Origin of the sequence: Halomonas sp. (assembly GCF_034520545.1) — a bacterium.
Taxonomy (GTDB): domain Bacteria; phylum Pseudomonadota; class Gammaproteobacteria; order Pseudomonadales; family Halomonadaceae; genus Halomonas.
Map to the genome: position 1 here is coordinate 121,023 of NZ_JAXHNN010000009.1, position 19,743 is coordinate 140,765.

20 protein-coding genes, 1 pseudogene and 1 riboswitch are annotated in these 19,743 nt (G+C 66.1%); of the genes and pseudogenes, 10 read left to right on the top strand and 11 right to left on the bottom strand.

All coding sequences use genetic code 11. The features are described 5' to 3' along the window. Positions 1 to 94 precede the first annotated feature (94 nt). Positions 95 to 598 (top strand): porin family protein, encoded by a 504-nt coding sequence (locus U5L98_RS05565; protein WP_322557353.1) that lies wholly within the window; start codon positions 95 to 97, stop codon positions 596 to 598. A gap of 90 nt (positions 599 to 688) precedes the next feature. Here the strand turns inward: U5L98_RS05565 and tenA are convergent, their stop codons facing one another. The 3 genes from tenA to U5L98_RS05580 form a co-directional block, all read right to left on the bottom strand. After that, the gene (gene tenA / locus U5L98_RS05570; protein ID WP_322557354.1) at positions 689 to 1,357 is read right to left on the bottom strand and encodes a thiaminase II; all 669 of its coding nucleotides are present in this window, start codon (positions 1,355 to 1,357) and stop codon (positions 689 to 691) included. Between the two features lie 81 nt (positions 1,358 to 1,438). Continuing rightward, positions 1,439 to 1,562, bottom strand: a riboswitch (TPP riboswitch). A 56-nt stretch (positions 1,563 to 1,618) separates the two neighbouring features. Further along, positions 1,619 to 2,239, bottom strand: coding sequence for a YceI family protein (locus U5L98_RS05575; protein ID WP_322557355.1), 621 nt, complete (start codon positions 2,237 to 2,239; stop codon positions 1,619 to 1,621). Between the two features lie 19 nt (positions 2,240 to 2,258). Further along, a complete protein-coding gene (locus U5L98_RS05580) occupies positions 2,259 to 2,927 on the bottom strand; it encodes a CDP-alcohol phosphatidyltransferase family protein (RefSeq protein WP_322557356.1) in 669 nt (222 codons plus the stop codon). Between the two features lie 252 nt (positions 2,928 to 3,179). Between U5L98_RS05580 and U5L98_RS05585 the strand changes: the two genes are divergently transcribed. The 5 genes and pseudogenes from U5L98_RS05585 to U5L98_RS05605 form a co-directional block, all read left to right on the top strand. Continuing rightward, positions 3,180 to 4,166: a zinc-binding alcohol dehydrogenase gene (locus U5L98_RS05585; protein ID WP_322557357.1), complete on the top strand. Its 987-nt coding sequence runs from the start codon at positions 3,180 to 3,182 to the stop codon at positions 4,164 to 4,166. Between the two features lie 17 nt (positions 4,167 to 4,183). Further along, positions 4,184 to 4,582 (top strand): 6-carboxytetrahydropterin synthase, encoded by a 399-nt coding sequence (locus tag U5L98_RS05590; protein WP_322557358.1) that lies wholly within the window; start codon positions 4,184 to 4,186, stop codon positions 4,580 to 4,582. Next, positions 4,582 to 5,706, top strand: coding sequence for a glycosyltransferase family 4 protein (locus U5L98_RS05595; protein ID WP_322557359.1), 1,125 nt, complete (start codon positions 4,582 to 4,584; stop codon positions 5,704 to 5,706). Before U5L98_RS05590 ends, U5L98_RS05595 begins: the two co-directional genes overlap by 1 nt. Further along, positions 5,703 to 6,581, top strand: a complete 879-nt coding sequence (locus U5L98_RS05600) for a class I SAM-dependent methyltransferase (RefSeq protein ID WP_322557360.1) — start codon at positions 5,703 to 5,705, stop codon at positions 6,579 to 6,581. The genes U5L98_RS05595 and U5L98_RS05600 overlap by 4 nt, the downstream gene beginning before the upstream one ends. A gap of 2 nt (positions 6,582 to 6,583) precedes the next feature. Continuing rightward, positions 6,584 to 7,453: pseudogene (locus tag U5L98_RS05605) on the top strand (lysylphosphatidylglycerol synthase transmembrane domain-containing protein); the annotation flags it as partial. Positions 7,454 to 7,546: 93 nt separating this feature from the next. Here the strand turns inward: U5L98_RS05605 and U5L98_RS05610 are convergent. Next, a complete protein-coding gene (locus U5L98_RS05610; protein ID WP_322557872.1) occupies positions 7,547 to 8,467 on the bottom strand; it encodes a RibD family protein in 921 nt (306 codons plus the stop codon). Here U5L98_RS05610 and U5L98_RS05615 point away from each other — a divergent pair. Further along, a complete protein-coding gene (locus tag U5L98_RS05615; protein ID WP_322557361.1) occupies positions 8,466 to 9,608 on the top strand; it encodes a GTP cyclohydrolase II in 1,143 nt (380 codons plus the stop codon). The genes U5L98_RS05610 and U5L98_RS05615 overlap by 2 nt on opposite strands. Positions 9,609 to 9,618: 10 nt before the next feature. Here the strand turns inward: U5L98_RS05615 and U5L98_RS05620 are convergent, their stop codons facing one another. From U5L98_RS05620 to U5L98_RS05635, 4 genes are read right to left on the bottom strand one after another with little or no spacing between them, the layout of a single operon-like run. Then, positions 9,619 to 10,425, bottom strand: a complete 807-nt coding sequence (locus U5L98_RS05620; RefSeq protein ID WP_322557362.1) for a creatininase family protein — start codon at positions 10,423 to 10,425, stop codon at positions 9,619 to 9,621. Next, positions 10,422 to 11,246: an FkbM family methyltransferase gene (locus U5L98_RS05625; RefSeq protein WP_322557363.1), complete on the bottom strand. Its 825-nt coding sequence runs from the start codon at positions 11,244 to 11,246 to the stop codon at positions 10,422 to 10,424. Before U5L98_RS05625 ends, U5L98_RS05620 begins: the two co-directional genes overlap by 4 nt. Further along, positions 11,243 to 13,210, bottom strand: coding sequence for a glucans biosynthesis glucosyltransferase MdoH (gene mdoH / locus U5L98_RS05630; protein ID WP_322557364.1), 1,968 nt, complete (start codon positions 13,208 to 13,210; stop codon positions 11,243 to 11,245). The genes U5L98_RS05625 and mdoH overlap by 4 nt, the downstream gene beginning before the upstream one ends. After that, positions 13,197 to 14,771, bottom strand: a complete 1,575-nt coding sequence (locus tag U5L98_RS05635; RefSeq protein ID WP_322557365.1) for a glucan biosynthesis protein G — start codon at positions 14,769 to 14,771, stop codon at positions 13,197 to 13,199. Before U5L98_RS05635 ends, mdoH begins: the two co-directional genes overlap by 14 nt. Before the next feature lie 128 nt (positions 14,772 to 14,899). On the opposite strand from U5L98_RS05635, the gene U5L98_RS05640 reads away from it, so the two are divergent. Both U5L98_RS05640 and U5L98_RS05645 read left to right on the top strand, forming a co-directional pair. Next, a complete protein-coding gene (locus U5L98_RS05640; RefSeq protein ID WP_322557366.1) occupies positions 14,900 to 16,534 on the top strand; it encodes a sulfatase-like hydrolase/transferase in 1,635 nt (544 codons plus the stop codon). A gap of 28 nt (positions 16,535 to 16,562) precedes the next feature. Continuing rightward, positions 16,563 to 17,153, top strand: coding sequence for a YceI family protein (locus U5L98_RS05645; protein ID WP_322557367.1), 591 nt, complete (start codon positions 16,563 to 16,565; stop codon positions 17,151 to 17,153). Positions 17,154 to 17,209: 56 nt separating this feature from the next. Here the strand turns inward: U5L98_RS05645 and U5L98_RS05650 are convergent, their stop codons facing one another. From U5L98_RS05650 to U5L98_RS05660, 3 genes are all read right to left on the bottom strand, one after another. Continuing rightward, entirely contained in the window at positions 17,210 to 18,139 is a 930-nt protein-coding gene (locus tag U5L98_RS05650; RefSeq protein WP_322557368.1) for a lipid A biosynthesis acyltransferase, read from the bottom strand. 3 nt (positions 18,140 to 18,142) lie between these two features. After that, positions 18,143 to 18,526 carry a hypothetical protein gene (locus U5L98_RS05655; RefSeq protein ID WP_322557369.1) on the bottom strand — a complete coding sequence of 128 codons (384 nt, stop codon included), beginning with the start codon at positions 18,524 to 18,526 and terminating at the stop codon, positions 18,143 to 18,145. Positions 18,527 to 18,594: 68 nt separating this feature from the next. After that, positions 18,595 to 18,987 (bottom strand): VOC family protein, encoded by a 393-nt coding sequence (locus U5L98_RS05660; RefSeq protein WP_322557370.1) that lies wholly within the window; start codon positions 18,985 to 18,987, stop codon positions 18,595 to 18,597. A 72-nt stretch (positions 18,988 to 19,059) separates the two neighbouring features. On the opposite strand from U5L98_RS05660, the gene U5L98_RS05665 reads away from it, so the two are divergent. Then, positions 19,060 to 19,698 (top strand): class I SAM-dependent methyltransferase, encoded by a 639-nt coding sequence (locus U5L98_RS05665; RefSeq protein WP_322557371.1) that lies wholly within the window; start codon positions 19,060 to 19,062, stop codon positions 19,696 to 19,698. Positions 19,699 to 19,743: the final 45 nt, after the last annotated feature.

Sequence of the window (19,743 nt, forward strand, 5' to 3'; positions counted from 1 at the left end):
AGCGGGCTGGCGGGAACATGTTGCACCTTGGTCTAGGTTGTACCAGAATGAACCTTGCAAAAGGAAACACTGTTTCCTAACTAGGAGGACCACCATGAAGACCTTCACGATTTCCGCCGTATCCGCTGCGTTGCTGCTGGCTGGGGCTGCCGCTCATGCCCAGGGCAGCCCGATGAACTATCAGCCGAGCCCCTATCTCGGTGGCGATGTGCTGTTCTGGGAGATCGATCCCGACGCCGGCAACGACTTCAACAGCACCGGCCTGCGCCTGCGCGGCGGCGTGGCGTTCAACGACTATTTTGGCCTCGAGGGGCATCTCGGCACCGGCGGTTCCGACGGCCCGGCCGAACTGGACTACCTGGCCGGCGCCTATGCCAAGGGTACCGTGCCGATCGCCCCGGAATTCCGCCTCTATGGCTTGGCGGGTTTCAGCGAGGTGGACTTCGACGCCGATACCGAGAGCGGCTTCTCCTACGGCGCCGGCGCCGAGTTTGACGTGGCGCCGAACCTCGCCGTGGGGGCCGATTACATGCGCTACCTGGACGAGTCGAACTACACGTTCGATGCCGCTAGCATCGGGGCGACCTTCCGCTTCTGATGTTCCTGCAATGACCAGCATCAAGGCTCGAAACGCGCCCCGTCGGAAAACCGGCGGGGCGCGCTGCGTTTTCGATACGTCGGTCGATGTCTAGTCGGTGCGGTCCAGCCCCATCTGCCAGAAATCGATCTCCAGGCGCGTGGCGTCTCGAAATACCGTGCAGAGCTCTGCGAAGCGTGCCGGGGTGACGTCGGCCAGGCGGGCGTCGATCCATTCGAGTTCGGCACGCATGGCGGCCTGGAAATCGTCGCTCTCGTACATGGCGATCCAGGCGTCGTAGGGATTGGCCTCGCCGCGCACGGTGGAGGGCTGGGCATTCAGCCAGTTGGCGATCTCGCCGTAGCCCACCACACAGGGAGCCAGGGCCACGTGCAGGTCAAGCAAGTCGCCGCGGCTGCCGACATCCAGTACATATCGGGTATAGGCGAGAGTGGCGCGTGCCTCGGGCAGGGCGGCCAGGTCGGCCTCGGAGATGCCCCATTCCTGGCAGTAGCCTACGTGGAGGCCGAGCTCGAGATCGACGATGGCCTTGAGTCCCTCATGGGCTTGGCGCAGGTCGGCTAGGCTGCGGCTCTTGTAGGCGGCCAGCGCAAAGGCGCGGGCGAAGTGGATCAGGAACAGATAGTCCTGCTTCAGGTAGTGACGAAAGGCGTTCTCGTCGAGGGTGCCATAGCCCAGGCCGCGCACGAAGTCATGCTCGATATAGGCGCGCCAGTCGTCCTGGCAGGTAGCGGTGAGGTCGGTAAAGCGGTAGCCCATTTCGACTCCGGAGGTTGGTTTCGATCCGGTAGTCGGGCGTTCAGGAGAGAGGGATGGGTCGATTGTCGGGCGTTTCGCCCTGCTGGCCCATCGCCTGATTTCCTACGCCGGTACGAGCCGGATCAGGTTCAACGGGATCAGCGCTTCGTTCGTCGTCGAACGTACGCCATCTCAGCCGGATTCACCGGCACCCCGTCAAGCGATAGAGCGAGTCTAGCAGGCTGGCCATTACTTGCCAGCCCAGTTGTCGTCACGATTTGGCTATTGCCTGATCGCTTCCAGTTCGAGGATCAGTTCCACCTCGTCGCCGACCATGCCGTTGTCGACTCCGTAGGTCATCCCCCACTCGCTGCGGGCGATGGTGGTGCGTGCCGATAGTCCCAGGGTGTGCTGTCCGTGGCCAAAGGGGTACGCGTCGGCCTTGTTGAGTGTGACCTCCAGGGTTACGGGGCGGCTCTCGCCGAGCAGGCTAAGCTCGCCTTCCAGCGTGCCTTCGCTGTTGCTGTGTGCTTCGAAACCGGTGACCTCAAAGACGATCGTCGAGTAGCGGCCAGCGTCAAGGAAGTCATTGCTGCGTAGATGGTTATCACGCTCTTCATGGTTGGTGAAGACGCTGTCGGTACTGATCTCGACTGTCCCCGAGTGCAGCTGTCGCGTCTGCTCGTCGTAGACGAATTCGCCCCGGCCTTCCAGAAACATGCCGAGCGTGTCCGCGTAACCGACGTGTTCAGTGAGGAAGCCGATGGAAAAGTGCTCGGGATCGATTTCGTAGGTGCGTGGCTCGGCAACGGCCGATGGTATCGAGAGGACACCCAGGGTCAGGACGAGCCCAGCGGCGATCGTCAAGGAGGGGTGTCGGGTATGATGGAGAAGCGAGGGCATGAGAGTGTCCTTATTCGATTCATGAGTGGCTGCCGGTCCGACAGCCCTTTGGCCGTTTTGCCGTGGCATGCCGGTAAAGCCAGCAGATATCGACCATGAAAGACCCGGTCAGGCCGACCAGGGCGCTACCCGCCAGCCAGCTCGCGGCCGTGGAGCCGGCAGTGGGCAGCAGGGCGATCATCAAGGCGGCGACTTGCCAGACGCAGACTGCCTTGCGTCGACGACTCTCCGGCAAGGCGGCGGTCAGCCAGGTCAGCTTGAGTCCGGCCATGACGAAAGCGTAGCGCATGGCACCGATGGCCAACACCCAGGGGCCTGCCTTGCCAAGCAGCAGCATTGCCAGGCATAGCACCAGAATCAGCCAGGCATCGAGCTCCATGTCGAAGCGCGCGCCGAAATCGCTCTGCGTGGACGTGCGGCGTGCCACCCAGCCATCGACGCCGTCCAGCATCAGCGCCAGCAGGACCAGGGCGACAAGTGGGGTCGCGTATCGGGCCAGCAGCCCGGGGTCGGCCAGGGCGCCCGTCAGCAATGCAATCAGTAGCCCCCGCACTAGAGTGATGCGATTGGCCCAGCCGAGATGTCGCCAGTGAGAAGGCGCGAAGACCATGATGAGGCCGGCCATCCCCAGGTAAGTGATCACTGCCAGCAGGGGCACCCAAGGGCTCGCCTCTGTCCATGACCACATCAGGGCCGTCGAGGCCAGCAGGCAGAGGGCGCCCAGGAACAGGTCGCGGAAAATCGGGATGGCTCGCCTCCTGGTAGGGTCGGTGTCTGATTGACAATATTGTATTGTGCACCTCAATATTGTTGTATCAATATTGTAGAAGAATATGCATACAGCCAATAGCCTCGCGCAAATGGGTGTCTTGCGATGATGTCGCTTGTCGCGTCGTGACGGCCCGTTGAGCCCATTGACGTTTCTACCACGGATCATGCCATGCCATATGCAAGCGCTACTGCCTTCTGGACCCTGGCACCGGGTCAGGGTGCCCTGCGAGAGGAGCCGATGCCCACGCCTGGCCCCGCCGAGGTGGCCATCAGAACCCTGTTCAGTGGCATCAGCCGCGGTACTGAATCGCTGGTCTTCGAGGGCCGGGTGCCGGAGAGCGAGTGGCAACGCATGCGGGCCCCCTTTCAGCAGGGTGACTTCCCCGGTCCGGTCAAGTACGGCTACGTCAGTGTCGGCATCGTCGTGGCCGGCGAGTCCTCGCTGCTGGGACGCGAGGTGTTCAGCCTGTTCCCTCACCAGGACCGCTACGTGGTGCCAATTGACGCCGTGACGCCGTTACCCGAAGGCCTGCCCGCGGCTCGTGCCGTGTTGGCAGCCAATATGGAAACGGCCATCAACGGGGTCTGGGATGCCGCCCCCGGGGTGGGAGACCGAGTCACCGTGATCGGCGCCGGGGTGGTGGGCACCCTGGTCGCCTGGCTCTGCGCGGCGATTCCCGGCACCCGAGTGTGCCTGGTTGACGTGTCGCCGGGCCGAGCCGAGCTCGCTGAGGCACTGGGTATCGATTTCTGCCTGGCCGAGCAGGCGCCCGCCGACAATGACCTGGTGGTTCACGCCAGCGGCAATCCCGATGGGCTGCGTTCGAGCCTGACCCTGGCCGGTGACGAGGCCCGGGTGATCGAGATGAGCTGGTACGGCGACCAGGACGTGAGTCTGCCGCTGGGGGAAGCCTTTCACTCCCGGCGGTTGCGCCTGGTCGGCAGCCAGGTCGGTCGCTTGCCCGTCGAACGCACTCCGCGCTGGAATCATCGCCGTCGCCTGGCGCTGGCGCTGGATCTTCTGCGTGAGCCGTGTCTCGACATGCTGATCAGCGGCGAGAGCGATTTCCAGGAACTGCCCGCCCTGATGCCTCGGCTGGCCGCCGCCTCCGGCGACGTGCTCTGCCATCGAATACGCTATCCGACCCATTCCTGATACGAGTCTCTTGCCTTATGTATCGTCTGAACGTTCGTGACCATTTCATGATCGCCCACAGTTTCCGCGGCGATATCTTTGGGCCCGCTCAGCGCATGCACGGTGCGACCTACGTGGTCGATGTGACCTTACAGCGTCGAGAGCTCGACGAGGACGGCCTGGTCGTGGACATAGGCATGGCCGGCGAGGCCCTCAAGACCGTGCTCGCCGAGTTCAATTTCCAGAATCTCGATGACGTGGAGGAGTTCCAGGGCCGTAATACCACCACCGAGTTCATGGCACGAGTGATTTTCGAGCGACTCGCTACGGCCATTCAGCTCGGTCACCTCGGTGAGGCCGCCTTGGGGCTCGATTCCCTTTGCGTGACCCTGCATGAATCGCATGTCGCCTGGGCCAGCTACGAGGGTGAGCTTTGATGTCGCGGGACGCGATGCCCGACCTTACCCTGATCGTCGCCGGTGATCCCGACCAGCGGACTGGCGGTTATGTGTACGACGCCCGCATGGTGGCGGAACTGCGCAGGCAGGAGTGGCGGGTCGAGGTGATTGGGCTCGAGGGGCGTTTTCCGTTGGCGGATCAGACGGCCCGCCACAGCCTGTCACAGGCCCTGGCGACGTTGCCCGACAACGCCCGCGTGGTCATCGATGGTCTGGCCATGGGCGGCCTGCCGGATGAAGTCGAACGACATGCCGAGCGTCTGCAGATCATCGCGCTCGTCCACCACCCCCTGGCCGACGAGACCGGCCTCGATGTCGCTCATCAGCAACGTTTTCGCGACAGCGAGACTCGTGCGCTGGCCGCGGCCCGCCGGGTGGTCGTCACAAGCCACCACACCGCACGTGCCTTGCGAGATTACGGCGTGCCGGAGGATCGACTCCGTGTGGCCGAGCCCGGCGTTGACAAGGCCGCCTTGGCCAGCGGTGCCCTGGATCATGGGGATTCGACACGACCCTGGTGGCTGTTGTGTGTCGCGACCCTGACGCCTCGCAAGGGGCTGGGTGTGCTGGTCGAGGCGCTGGCTGGCCTAACCGACCGGCCCTGGGTATGCGAGGTTGTCGGCAGTCATGATCGTGACGCCGAGCATGCGGCCGCCCTGATGGCCGAGACACGACGCCTGGGCCTTGCCGAGCGGCTGGGTTTCGTGGGCGAGCGGAATGCCGATGAGTTGGCCGCAGCCTACCGTCAGGCCGATCTCTTCGTGTTGCCCTCCTTCTACGAGGGCTACGGTATGGTCGTGACCGAGGCGCTGTCCCGGGGGCTGCCGGTGATCACCACCACCGGCGGGGCACTGGCCGACACTCTGCCGCCCGAGGCAGGCATCGCCGTGCCCCCCGGAGATGCCGACGCTTTGCGCGAGGCGCTGTCGAGCTGGATGGACGATGCCGATGTCAGGAGCCGCCTGCGCCGCGGCGCCAGCCGGGCCAGGCAGGGGCTGGCCGATTGGCAGCAGGCAGGGCAAGGCTTCGTGGCCGCTCTGGCCGCCATTCCCGAGGCGCCGATAGGCGCCGCAGCTTGCCCGGATAGGGGACTGCCGACATGAGTGCTTCCATCCCCCAGGATGTGTTCTCGGCAGAGTGGCTGGCGTTGCGTGAAGAGCTGGATGCCCGGTCGCGTAGCCACCGCCTGACCGGGCTTGCCGTGGACTGGCTTGACAAGCGCTCCGCCGGCGCCCCGTATGGCATCGTCGATCTGGGCTGTGGCAGCGGCAGCAACCTTGGCTTTCTGGCCTCACGCCTGCCGGGTCCCCAGCGCTGGCGACTGGTTGATCACGATGCCCAACTGCTGGTTCATGCACGACGGCGAGGTGCCCTGCTGCGTGACAGGGCGGGGTCCCGTGTCGCACTGGAGACCCATTGTCGCAGCCTGAGCCCGATGGATCGGGAGCTTCTCGCCGATGCCGATCTGGTAGTGGCCTCGGCGCTCTTCGACCTGATGTCTCGGTCCTGGGTGGAGTCGCTGGTGGCCGCCTGTGCTGGCCATGGCCAGGCCCTGCTGCTGACCCTCAGCGTGGACGGTGACTGGGCCTTCCTGGATCGCCACGGCGCGCGCGTCGAGGAGAGTGAAGACATCGCGGTGCGCACGCTCTTCCAGACCCATCAGCATCGCGACAAGGGCCTGGGGCCTGCGCTGGGCGGTGAAGGGCCCGCGGTGCTGGCCAGCATCCTGCTTGCCGCCGGTTTTTGGGTGGAGAGCGATGCCACGCCCTGGCACCTGACGGCCGGGGACGCCACCCAGCGAGGCCTGGCAGAAGCCCTGGTCACCGGCTGGCACGACGCAGCCATCGAAGAGACGCCGACTCAAGCCGCTCGCCTCGGCGCCTGGCGCGACCGGCGCCTGGCTGACATCGATGCCGGGGAGCTGGGCGTGACGGTGGGGCATCGTGATCTCTTCGCCTGGCCGGCGGAGCGAGGATAATCATGTTTCAGGCTCGATCCTCCCGTCTGTGGCGACCCCTGGCCAGCCTGTCGCTGCTGGGCGGACTCTGGGTCTGGCTCGAGCCGGGGGAGGTGCTCGACGCGGTCGGTCCCCTGGCCCTGGGCTGGATACTGCTGGCCCTGGCCTTGACGCTGCCACAGATGCTGCTTTCCGCCTGGCGCTGGCGGCTGACGGCGTCTCGGCTCGAGCTTTCGATGAGCTGGGGGCGTGCGCTACGGGAATACTACCTGGCCATGTTCCTCAACCAGGTGCTGCCGGGTGGGGTGGCTGGAGATGCCGCCCGGGCCTGGCGGCATTCCCGTGCCAGCGGTCGGCGCGGCAGCGCCTGGCGGGCGGTGATCATCGAACGCGCCTCCGGACAGCTCGCCCTGCTGCTGCTGACGTTACTCGTTATCGCCCTGTCACCGCTGTGGCAGGGGCTGATCGGTGAGGCGATGGCGAGTCTGTCCTCGAAGGGCTGGCTGATCGGCGCAGTGCTGCTGGTCGTGATCGGTGTGCCGATCACCCGCCAACTAGTGCGCCAGCCGCCAGCGGCACTGGCCGGGCTGGGAGAAGACCTGCGGCGTAGCCTGCTGGCGTCCTCGGTCTGGCCACGACAGCTCCTCGGGTCCCTGCTGGTGGTCTTGAGCTATGCCCTGGTGTTCGTCTGCGCGGCTCGGGCGATCGGTGTCACGCTTCCCCTCGGCACCCTGCTGTCGCTGGTGCCTCCGGTCCTGATCGCGATGTTGATCCCGCTTTCATTGGCTGGCTGGGGCCTGCGCGAGGGCGCGGCGGCACTGGTCTGGGGGCTGGCCGGGCTGGCGCCGGCCGAGGGGGTGGCAGTCTCGATGGCCTATGGCCTGCTGGTGCTGCTGGCGAGCTTACCCGGGGCGCTGTTCATGCCGGGTCTGGTGCGCCGCGTCGCGGCGGCACCCTCGGACTCGGGGCAGTCGGGTCCTGAGGGATCAGGTCCGGGTGAGGTCCAGGTCGAAGAGGGTGTCGTCGCCGCAGCGGAAGGTTCGTGCGACGGGGCGACGCGCCTGATCCAGGGTGGCAATGGGCGTCATGGCCAATCCCGGCCGGCCGGATCCGATCAGCAGCGGTGCCACCAGCAGGTGCAGGCGATCGAGCACGCCGGCCTCCAGGAATCTCGACACCGTGATGCCGCCGCCCTCGATCAGTACACGCTGCAGCCCCCGGGCGGCAAGCACATCGAGCACGGTCGCGGGGGTGAAGCCGCTGGTTCCCGCCGGCAGCCGCAGACGGGTGACATGGTCGGCCGTCGGCTGGGCGATATCGACCTGCTCGCCGACCAGGTGCAGGCAGGGTGCCTGAGCCTCGCCCAGCAAACGGCTCGTCGTCGGCACCCGGCCCCGCGGGTCCAGGATCACCCGCACCGGCTGGCGCCCGCTGACATGGCGTACCGTGAGCAGGGGATCGTCCTCGCTGGCGGTGCCGGCGCCAACCACCACGGCGTCCACCAGCGCTCTCAGCCGGTGCAGATGCGTCCGGCTCTCGAGGCCGTTGATGTAGTGGGAATGTCCGCTCTCGGTGGCAATCCGGCCATCGAGGCTCTGGCCAAGCTGGGCCAGGGCCAGTCGGCCGGGATGCATCGCCAGCGGGGTGAGGTTGTCGAGCAGTTCCCGGGCCTCATCATTGGCAGGAATGTCCGACGTCCAGCCGCTGGCCATCAGGCGCAGCGGGCCCTCCCTGTATACCGATGCCTGGCTGCGGGTCACGCTCTCTCGGGCTCCACAGAGGGCCCGCCAGGCCATCGTTTGGTCAAGAGTATCGAGGGTCGGGGGCATGAGGGCTCCAGGCCTGGGCAAAGCAAACATCATGCGCAGTCCGCCTCGGCGGAGCAAGGCGTGCCAGGAGGGCACCATGCATCAGGTTGAACGGGCCATCTTCGATCTTCGACGTGGGCTACCGGTGGTGATCATCGACGGTGACACTCGCGTGCTGGTCCAGGCCATCGAGGGAGCGGGTGAGGACACGGTGTCATGCTTGGCCGGTCACGCGGGTAACACGCCCTCGCTGGTCCTGAGTCGCCACCGCCTGGCGGCGCTGGGTGAGCCAGACGTCCGCCGCTTGGCCCGACTCCCTTTGGCGGAGGGCGCCGATCGCCAGCGGCTCGTCGACCTGGCCTTCGGCTTCACGCCGGAGGTGACGGCAGGGCGAGGCGAACTGGCCACATGGCGTCGCTCGCTGGAGCCGGCCCAGCCGGTCGACCGGGCGGCCCTGGCACTGATGCGCCGGGCGTTATTGATTCCGGCAGCGCTGGTGGCCCGGGTCAGCGAGGCGCAGCGGCCCGTCGTGGACGCCCGGCTGGAGGATGGCTCCTGGCTTGCGGTCCGGGCGGATCAGGCCGAGCAATGCCTGGAGGGGGGAATGGGCCTGCTCAAGCGCGTCAGCGAGGCGCGGATACCCCTGGCGGATGCCTTCGACTGTCGCTTCATCCTGTTTCGCGAACCCGACGGCCTGCGTGAGCACGTGGCCGTGGTGATCGGCGAGCCCGGTAACGGCGATGCGGCGGTGCCACTGCGCCTGCATTCGGCCTGCCTGACCGGCGACCTCTTCGCCAGCCTGCGCTGTGACTGTGGCGAGCAGCTACGTAATGCCGTGGCCGATATCCAGGCACTGGGCGGCGGCGTGCTGCTCTACCTGGCCCAGGAGGGGCGAGGCATCGGGCTGGCCAACAAGCTGCGGGCCTATACCCTCCAGGACAGCGGCCTGGACACCCTGGATGCCGACCAGGTATTGGGGTTCGGTGAGGATGAGCGACACTATGGCGTGGCAGTGGACATCCTGGATGCTTTGGGTATTCGTCGCGTGCAGCTGCTCACCAACAATCCGGGCAAGGTCTCGGCCCTGGCCGAGGGCGGTATCGAGGTGGTCGAACGCCAGGCGCTCTACGGCAGCCTCAATGATCACAACCGCCGCTATCTCAGCGCCAAATCGGAACGCGCCGGCCATCTGCTCGATGCGGTGCTCAACGGTGAACAGGACTCGAGCGCCGGGCCTTGAGGGGGGCGCGCTATCGGCCGAGGATGTCGCCGATCTCCCTGCGCTGGGTCTCTTGCAGGATGCAGGCGATGCGCTTGCCGTAGTGCGTGACCAGACGCTCGCCTAGCTCGGCCGTACCAAGGTTAGCATTGCCCACGACTCCCCCAGGGTGCAGATCCTCCGCCAGCCAGGCGAAGGCGGCTTCTCCCTCCGGGCCCAGCAGCAGTCCTTCCTCGGCCATGGCTTCCCCCCGCGAGCGCGGGTGATCCAACTGGTCGAGGCGCACCTTGTGCGGGGCAACATGGCGCATCATGGCGGTTTCTAGCGCGCCCCCGTGCAGCCCATGGCGCAGCTCTTCGGCGGGCATACCGCCGTCGGGCAGGGGTGGCATTCGGGTGTAGTGGATCTTGACCACCAACATGCCGTTCCGGCGGCGCAGACGCAGAGCGGCCAGGTCCATCACCGCCTTGTTGCCGCCGTGGCTGTTGATCAGCACCAACCGCTGTAGGCCGGCCCGCGCCACGGCGTCGCCATTGGCCTCCAGGGTGGCAATGGCCAGTTCCGGTGACAGGCTGAGGGTCCCGGGAAAGCTCAGGTGTTCATCGCTGGCGCCCACCACCATGGGCGGCAGGATTACCAAGGGGAAGGGCTCGGGCAGGTGGGTCAGCGCTTCCTCCAGCAGCCCCTCGCCGATGTCGAGATCGGTGGAAAGAGGCAGATGGGTGCCGTGCTGCTCGATGGCACCGACGACCATCACCGCCACGGTCTCGCTCGGCAGGGACGATAGCTCTCGGCTGGTGAGATCCTGCCAGCGGGGACAGGCGGTCGGATCACTCATTGGCTAGCGTGCTCCATGTCGTATTCATCATCGATATGCCGTGCATAGATGTCGCCCGAAGCCAGGCCGTCGGCGCCTGCGGCCAGCCAGTCGCGCGTGGCCGAAGGTGTTCGCCACGTCGTCCACGCGAACCGTCGACCCTCTCCGGCGATGACGTTGAAGCGATAGTCGCCCAACTCGGCCAATCGCACTACGCAGCGGTCGGCCACGTCCAGGGCGCCGGCGACGAACTCCACCGAGACCCCGGCGATGGGCCGGGTCAGTCCGGCCAGCACCTCGGCCTCGAAGCCCTCCACGTCGATCTTGCAGAAGCGCGGCAGCCCGTGGTCGCGGATCAGCGCATCGAGGGTGGTGACGGGAACGCGCAGGCGGCCTTCCCAGCGTACCTTGCGAAAACCGGGGTTGCGTTCGCCGATGCCCTGGCGCCACTCATGGGCCAGGGTGGAAACCGTGGGTGTCGCCTCGCTCACTGCCAATTCGGCCTCGCCGGGCTCGGCCCCCGCGGCGCAGGGCAGCAAAGTGACGCCCTGGCGAAGGCCTACCAGGCGCTCGAGCCAGGTGAAGAGGGCCGGCTGGGGCTCCAGCGCGACCACCCGGGCGCCGAGCCCGTGAAAGGCGGCGGTGCGATCGCCCAGATGAGCGCCGATGTCGAAGGCCAGGTCGCCGGGCCCGATGAAGTCGGCATAGAGCCGCTGCAGTCCTCGCTGGCGCCCCGGGCGCCAGTAGATCACCAGCGATCGCGCCAGCCCCAGGCCGCGTGACAATCGACGGGTCGCGGCGACCAGACGGGGAAGCTTGAGGGAGACGCCGGTGTGTTTCATTCGGGTTTCGCCTTGAGGTGTCGGCCGGTCCGAGGGGAGGGTGAGGTGGAGGCCCTTCGCGGGGCGAGCGCTGGGTCATTCGACATCGGTGCTTTCCGGGGTGGCCAGCGGGAAAACGACTGCATCGGCATGTCGCCGGGCGATTCTGGCGGCGGTGGCTTCAGGCGATTTCCAGATGCGCTCGGCGAGGCCGACGCCCGCCGTTGCAGTACCGCGCTGGGTATCGTCTCCGCGGGGACTCTCAGTAAGCCGGCGCGGTAGAGCCTGCGGCCATGGGTTAGGCTGCTGGTCATCTTGATCAGTGGCGCCGCCATCAGCAGGCCCAGCCAGACCGGGGAGAGCCACCAGAAGAACATCGGGGCGAACAGGTAGGTTGTCCCGGCCCACGCCGCGCCGATCAGGGTCGCGAGCCAGGAATGGCGCAACGCCTTCCCCCAGGGCACCGATCGTCCTTCGCGGACCTGGGCGTCCCAGCTCACCTTGCGGCCACCGAGAACGCTCAGGATGAACCCGCTGTGGAGCAGCATCATGACCGGTGCGATCAGGATGGCGATGACGATCTCCAGCAGGGTGCTCGCCAGCAAGGGTGCCCTGCCTCCGAAGGCGGCGGGTCGCTGAATGAACGCCAGCAGGAATCCCAGCACCTTCGGCAGCAGCAGTATGACCGCCGTGCTGATGAGCAGGGGCATGACCAGCTCGGGCGTGGTAACGGGCCAGTCGGGAAAAAGCTGGAAACCGGCACGGAAGAAGTCATGTCGCCCCTGAGCCCGGCCGATGGCGTCCACGGTGCTGATTACCAGCATCAGCCCCCACAGCAGGGAGGTCAGGTAGGCCAGTGCGCCGAACAGGAAATGCAGGCGATTCATGGGGTGCAGGCCGGCGGCAGCGAGCAGCCGCAGATGCTGCAGGTTGCCCTGGATCCAGCGCCGGTCGCGCTTGGCGAATTCGAGGATATTGCTGGGCACTTCCTCGTGGCTTTCGTCCAGACGTGGGTCCAGTTGGACCTCCCAGCCGGCTCGGCGCATCAGTGCCGCCTCGACGAAGTCGTGGCTGAGTATGTCGCCGCCCAGCGGCGGCTTGCCGGAAAGCTCCGGCAGGCCGCAACAGGCCATGAAGGCCCGGGTGCGCAGAATGGCGTTGTGTCCCCAGAAGTTCGCGGCATGGCCTTGCCAGAAACAGTGGCCGGTGGCGAGCAGGGGGCTGTGAAGCGCGGCGGCGAACTGCGTGAAGCGCCCGAACACGCTTGCCGAGCGGACCGGGATGGGTACCGTCTGGATCAGACCGATGCCAGGGTTGGCCTGCATGGCACCGACCAGCGACACCAGTGTCCTGCCCCCCATGAGACTGTCCGCATCCAGCACGACCAGGTAGTCGTAGCGGTTGCCCCAGCGGCGACAGAACTCCGCCAGATTGCCCGCCTTGCGGCCCTGATTGTTGTCGCGGCGACGATAGTGAACCACCAGCCGAGGCGCCAGCCGCCGTTGTAGGCCGGCGATGGCGGCCACCTCGCGGCGGGCGATCTCGTCGTCCCGGGTATCGCTGAGCACGAACACCTCGAACCCTCGGGAGTGGGGCTGTTCGAGAAGCGAGCGACAGGTACTCTCCAATCCCGCCGCGACACGCTCGGGGTCTTCGTTGTAGATGGGCATCACCAGTGCCGTGCGATGCTCGCCTGGATCGGGTGCCGACGGCGGGGTAGCCAGGCGTTCCAGGCTCAGGGGATCGCGGCGAGTCAGCTGCAGCACGAAGCCGATGATGGCCGTCCAGAAGGCGATGGTGATCCAGCCAAAGGTGATCACGAACAGGCACAGCACGATACCCTGAAGCGCCGTGATGCCGTTGACACGCAGGATCTCGAACATGGCCCAGCTACCCAGTAGGGTCGTGGTCAGCACCAGCAGGGCGACGCCTGCCTGTCGTGCGGCCAGCCATGGCACCCGAGTCGAACGATCAGCGCAGTTCATCGGGATTCCAGACATAGTTCCAGGTTTCGCTGATGGGCGCGTCGCGCAGCGTCAGCTTGAGACGCATGTCCATGGGCGTCTCCCCCTCGGGTTGTATCCGGAAGGAGGCGCGCCAGGTCTCGCCGTCGGGAAGGCGTTGTACCTGGATCTCCCGGGCCTCGCCGCTCGAGACCACGAGCTCGGCCTCGACCGGGTGACTGGCGTCCAGGCTCGAGAGCTCACCCCCTCGGAAGTCGATCACGAACTGGCGACGGCTGCGTGGCGGTGGGTCGCTCTGGCCCGGCACGGCCCCCCAACCCTGTCGGGTGCGCACGATGCTGGCGAGGGTCTGCTCGGGACGCTGGGCATCGAAGGTGGAAAGTCGGTAGCGATAGGTACGTGAATCGCCGGCTTCCAGTGAATGGTTGGGGACCCAGTAAGCGACGATGTTGTCGTTGGTCTCCGATTCGCTGGGTATCTCGACCAGCTCCACGCTGCCCGGCCCCCAGTCGTCCAGCGGCGCGATCCAGTGGCTGGGGCGCCGCTCGTAGCGTGACTCCATGTCCAGGTAGCGGTCGAAGTCACGGTCGCGCTGGGCAAGGCCGAAGCCAGTCGGGTTCGTGTCCTGCAGGCGGGTGACTCGCAGTTTGCGGGGGTTGTTCAGCGGGCGCCAGATCCACTCCCCCGCATGGGTCTGCATCAGCAGGCCCTGGGAATCATGTACCTGTGGCCGGAAGTCGTCGGCAGGGTAGGGGCTGACGTCGCCGTGCATGAACATGCTGGTCAGCGGGGCGATGCCCAGCTTCGCCACATCGCGGCGGGCGAACAGGCGGGCTTCTATTTCCATATCGATCTGCTCGCCGGGGTGCACCCGGAAATGGTAAGCCCCGGCCAGCGAGGGGCTTTCCAGCAGTGCGACGATATCGATATGGGTCGCTTGCGATTCGGGCTGTAACAGCCAGAACGCCGTGAATGCCGGGAACTCCTCGCCCCTGGAGGAGGCCGTATCGATGGCCAGCCCACGAGCCGAGAGGCCATAGCCCTGATCGCGGCCTACCAGGCGGAAGTAGCTGGCGCCCTGGAAGACCAGGAACTCGTCGTGGTAGTCCTCGCGATTGAGGGGATAGTGGAGGCGAAAGCCCGCGTACCCCGCGCCACTCAGGTCCTCGTCCTGCAGCGGTGCGGCGGCACCATCGTAGCGAAAGAAGGATGACTGGAAGGGCAGTTGCCGCTGCTCGCCGTTCTCGATCAGACGCAGGCGCACCGGCCGCTCGAACAGGAAGCCGGTGTGGAAGAGCTGCACCGAGAACAGCGCCTCGTCTCGCCACAGGGCCATTTCCGGGCGAAAGCGGATCGAGCGGTAGGCATCGTAATCGATATCACGCAACGCGGCGGGAAGGTCACTGGCCCGCTCCTCGAAGGGCGATGCCGCGAGTTGGCGAGCGCGTTCAGTGACGTCATCGAAGACGCCGGCCAGGTCCGGCGCAGGGGCGGCCCAGGTAGCAGGCGTGATTACCGCGATGAACAGGCTGATGGCCAGCCACCATAATGAGGACACGAGCGGGGACACGAGTGGGTACACGGGTTGATCCTCCTTGAACGATGTCTCCCGACGAGATGATTACAAGGTCGACAGCAGGTTGCCAGGACGCATCTGTACAAACATTATACACTGATTGGTTTCTGGTCCATTCAACCCGGTGAATGCCCATGTCGTTACCCTCTCCAGTACGCTGGTTATTGAGCCTGGTGCTGCTCAATGGCGTGCTGCTGGCACCAGTATGGCTGTTGCATGGCGAGCTGGCCCCCCGCTGGATTGCCCTGGAGGCCCTGCTGCTGGCGGGATTGCTGGCGCTGCTGCCGTCGGCCGGGCGAATTGCCGGTCTGCGTTGGCTGCTGGCGGGGCTGATCATGGCGTTCCTGCTGGTCGGTCTGGGGGAGGTGGCTACCCATCTGGCGTTCGGGCGCTCCTTGAACCTCTATCTCGACCTTCCCCTGCTGCTTTCCGTCTTTCACCTGCTGGAAGGCAATCTGGGCGTCACGCTGGCCGTCCTGGTCGCCCTGGGTGTTACGGTCCTGCTGGTCTTCATGGTCTGGCAGTTGGCCAAGATGTTCGGGAGCCTGCAGGGCAGGGCACGCCGTGCTCCGTCAGTCACCGTCGCCCTGGTGGTGCTGGCAGCGAGCGGCGTGTTGATCGCGGCCGAGCTCCAGAGGGACCGGCTGCTTCCGGTGGCGCGTACGCCCTTGCTGGATACCCTGCTTTTCCAGGGGCAACAACTGGTCGAGACGCGCCGCGCCCACCGTGACTTTGCCGAGCGGATGGCAGCGACGCCCGTCGAGGTCACCGCCTTGCCGGGGCTTGCCGACCGCGATGTGGTGCTGATCTTCGTGGAGTCCTACGGCATATCGGCGCTGTTCGATGACCGCTACGCCGAGGTACTGGGCCCGCGCCTCGATGACATGGCCGAGCGCCTCGACGCCGCTGACCTGTCGGTGGCATCCGGTCTGCTCGATTCGCCGATCCGCGGCGGCCAGTCATGGCTGGCCCATGCCACCACCCTGAGTGGCTTGCGGATCGACAATTCGCTCTGGTACCGCTTGATGCTGGACAGCGAGCGCACCACGCTGGTGGATGATTTCCGCGCCACCGGTCATCGCACCCTCACGGTGATGCCGGCCATCACCATGGCCTGGCCGGAGGGGCGCGCCTACGGCTTCGACGAGATCCATGCAGCCGAGGATATCGACTATGCCGGACCACCCCTGAACTGGGTCACCATGCCCGACCAGTACACCCTGCACCATTTCGAGCAGCGCATTCGACAGCCGATCGAGTCGCCGTTGTTCGCCCAGATTGCGCTGATCAGCAGCCACGCCCCCTGGACCCCGATCCTGCCGGTGCTCGATGACTGGAGCGCGGTAGGCGACGGCAGTGTCTTTGCGCGCTGGGAAGACGCCGGCGAGACTCCCGAGCAACTCTGGCAGGACCTGGAACGCGTGCGCGATCACTACGCCAGGTCACTGGACTATGCTCTGGGGGCCAGCATCCGTTGGGCCGAGGACTTCGTGGACGACCAGACCCTGGTGATTCTACTGGGGGATCACCAGGCGGCGCCCCTGATCACCGGAGGCAACGCCAGCGGCGCGGTCCCGGTCCATGTGATCAGCGGCGACGCCAGCCTGCTCGAGCCCTTCCTGGCGCGGGGCTTCGTGCCCGGCACCCGGCCGCCACGCCCCGAGCGCTACCCCGATGGCGAGCTGCCAGGCCAGGAGGTGCTGCGCGGCTGGCTCCATGAGGCTTTCGGCGCTGATGAAGCGCCGGGTGCCTCTCTCACGATTCCCTGACCGAGGGCTGGATGGCCCGGGAGGCAAGATGCCACGACCTACTCCGAGGACAGCGCGAACCCTATCGGCAGCCCTGCTGTTCTGCCTTGCCGGGCTGATGGCCGTTTCCATGGCCAAGGCCTGGGAGCTGGACCGGGACGCGAGTCGAATCGAACTGATCGGCACCGCCGACGGCCGCGAAGCGGTGACCCGTGTCGAGGACTTCGAGGTCGACCTTGAGGGAGACCTGGACCAGCCTGGCGAGGGGCAGCTGGTGCTGACCCTTCGATCGGACAGCATCACCGGCGGCAACGATATCGTCGATGGCATGCTGCATGGACACAACTGGTTCGATGTCGAGACCTACCCCGAGATCGTCTTTCGCAGTAGCGACATCCAGGCACCGGCCGAGGGCGAACTGCGCATCGAGGGCGAACTCGAGCTGCGCGGCGAGACCTACCCCCTGAAGGTGCCGGCGAGCTGGACGCGGCAGGGCGAGCAGGTCAATGTCTACGGCCGCCTGACCCTGGACCGTACCGATTTCGACATGGGACGCGGTGCCTGGCGCACCGAGGGCACGGTGAAGCATGAGGTCCATGTCGACTTCTCCCTCGTGCTGCTGGCGCCCTCGCGTCCCTGAGTCCTGAAGGCGATCTGCCCCTGGCGGATCGCCATGGATGGGAGTGACCGGAGCGCTCAGTATATTCGGAAACGCTTGAAGTCGGGGTGCCCTTCGGCCTCCTCCGGGGTCTTGCGGTAGCGCTTGTACTCCCACTGGTACTGGGCCGGGTCCAGGGCAATGGCGGATTCCACGCTGGCATTGACGCCGCTGGCCGAGGTGGTCTCGTCAGGCTCGTAGACCCGTGCGTCGGCGGCCAGGAAATGGATGGCGAAGCCCCTGCCGGGCAGCCGCAGCGCTACGCCGGTGACGACCCTTGCCTGGGTGCGGGCCACCAGCTTGGGCAGCAGAGTAGCGGTGTAGGCGAGCCGGCCAAAGAAGGGCGAGAAGACGCCGCTACCCCAGTCGGGCTCCTGGTCGGGCAGGATGCCCACGGCCTCTGAGCGCTTGAGCGCCTTGAGCAGGGCGGCCACGCCGCGCGGGTTGGTGGGCACCAGGATTCCTCCCCGGCGCTCGCGACCCTGGCGGATGATCGGGTCGAGTGGAGCGAGCTTGGGAGGCTCATACATCGCGGTGAAGGGGAAGTGGCCGGAGAGCCAGAAGTTGAGTACCTCCCAGTTGCCGAAGTGAGGAGCCAGCACGATGATGCCGCGCCCCTCGGCCCGGGCTTCGTCGAGCAGCTCGCGGCCGTGGACCTCGAGGACTGAGGCCTCGACCCGCTCCGGCTCACCCATCCAGGCGAAGCCCAGCTCGAGCATGGTGGCGGCGGAGTGGGTCAGGCTCTGCCGGGCCAGCTGGCTGCACTCGGACGGGCTGCTGGAAGGGTAGACCTCGACCAGGTTGGCCCGGGTGATCTGGCGTTCCCGGCGGCTCAGCCGCTCCACCAGCGGGCCGATCAGGCGGGCCAGCCGCCACAGGGTGGAGAGGCGACGGCCGGCGAGGCTGCGCCACAGGAGAGCGATGGCATGGGCCTGAAAGGCGCTTGAGCGGGGCTCACCTTCGGTCATCAATCAGACCCACCAGGTGTCCACGTTCTCCGGTGCGCGGTGCTCGTTCAGTGTCTTGAGCCCCTTCACGCAGCGGATCACCAGCCAGACCACTGCGGCCAGCCAGGTGATAAAGCCGATGAATACCAGGGTCAGCAGGCCGGAAATACCGAAATAGAGCAGGGCGATCCAGAAGGTGCGGATCTGGTAGCGATAGTGCTCGTCGAGCCACGCCGGCCCGTTGCCGCGGTACACATAGGCGATCACCACGCCGACCAGGGACGTGAGACCACCGGTGACCATCCCCGCGAGGTGCAACACGTAGACCACGATGGGTATGGTCGTGTCGGGGGCGGTGCCCCGTTCGGTGATGGCTCGGTCGTCGTCTTGCGGCAGCTGGTCATTCATGGCATCTCCCTGAAGATCGATTGACTGACGGCAATCATACCGGTCGAGGCCGACAATGCCACCGGGGGTCAATGGGTCTGGGTTTTCACGGGGCGGCTGATCTCCAGCAGATTGCCGTCCGGGTCGCGCAAGTAGAGCGAAGTGATTTCGCCGGTGGCCCCCTGTCGGGCCACCGGGCCGAGCTCTACCTCGACATCCAGCGCCTCCAGGTGGCGCTGGACCTCATCGAGCGGCAGCAGGCTTCGTAGGCAGAGGTCCAGGCTGCCGGGAGTGGGCGTGGCGGCCCGGGGCGTCACATCGGTGGCGGTCCAGTGCAGACGCAGGGCGATGTCGCCCAGCATCAGGTCAACGCGCTCCCGGTCGCGGTAGCGCACTTCCAGTCCCAGCACCCGTGAGTAGAAGTCCACGGCACGGGAAATGTCGGTCACGGTGATGACCAGATGGTCCAGACCTGACAGCATTCGGGGCTCCTTGCGGGGTTCTGTCGACAGCAGGGGGATCCTGGAGGAAATCATCCAGTCACAAAGGATACGATGATGCTGACCTGTCCGCTATGTGCGTCCACCGACACCGGACACTTTCACCGTGACGGTCGGCGCGATTATCACCGCTGCCGGCAATGTTCGCTGGTGTTCGTGCCCCCCGAACAGCGGCTTGGGCCCGAAGAGGAGAGAGCGGTCTACGACCAGCACGAGAACTCACCGGACGATCCCGGTTATCGCCGCTTTCTGTCACGGCTCTTCGATCCCTTGCGCGATCGACTTCCACCTGGTGCACGAGGGCTCGACTTCGGATCCGGCCCCGGGCCGACCCTGTCGGTGATGTTCGAGGAGGCGGGACATCCCATGGCGATCTATGATCCGTTCTACGCACTCGATACGAGCGTGCTGGAACGCAGCTATGATTTCATCACCGCCACCGAAGTGGTCGAGCACCTCTTCGCCCCCGGCCGGGAGCTGGCGCAGCTGGTCGATAGGCTCCCGTCCGGGGGGTGGCTGGGGCTGATGACCAAACGTGTCACCGACCAGGCGGCCTTCGCGCGTTGGCACTACATCCTCGATCCTACCCATGTGGCTTTCTTCAGCGAGGCGACCTTCGTGTGGTTGGCCGACCGCCTGGACATGCGGGTCGAGTTCCCCGCGGCGGACGTGGCTCTGCTGCAGCGGCGATAAAACGATTGACTCGCCGCCGGCCGGGAGTATGATTCGCGCGCCCGG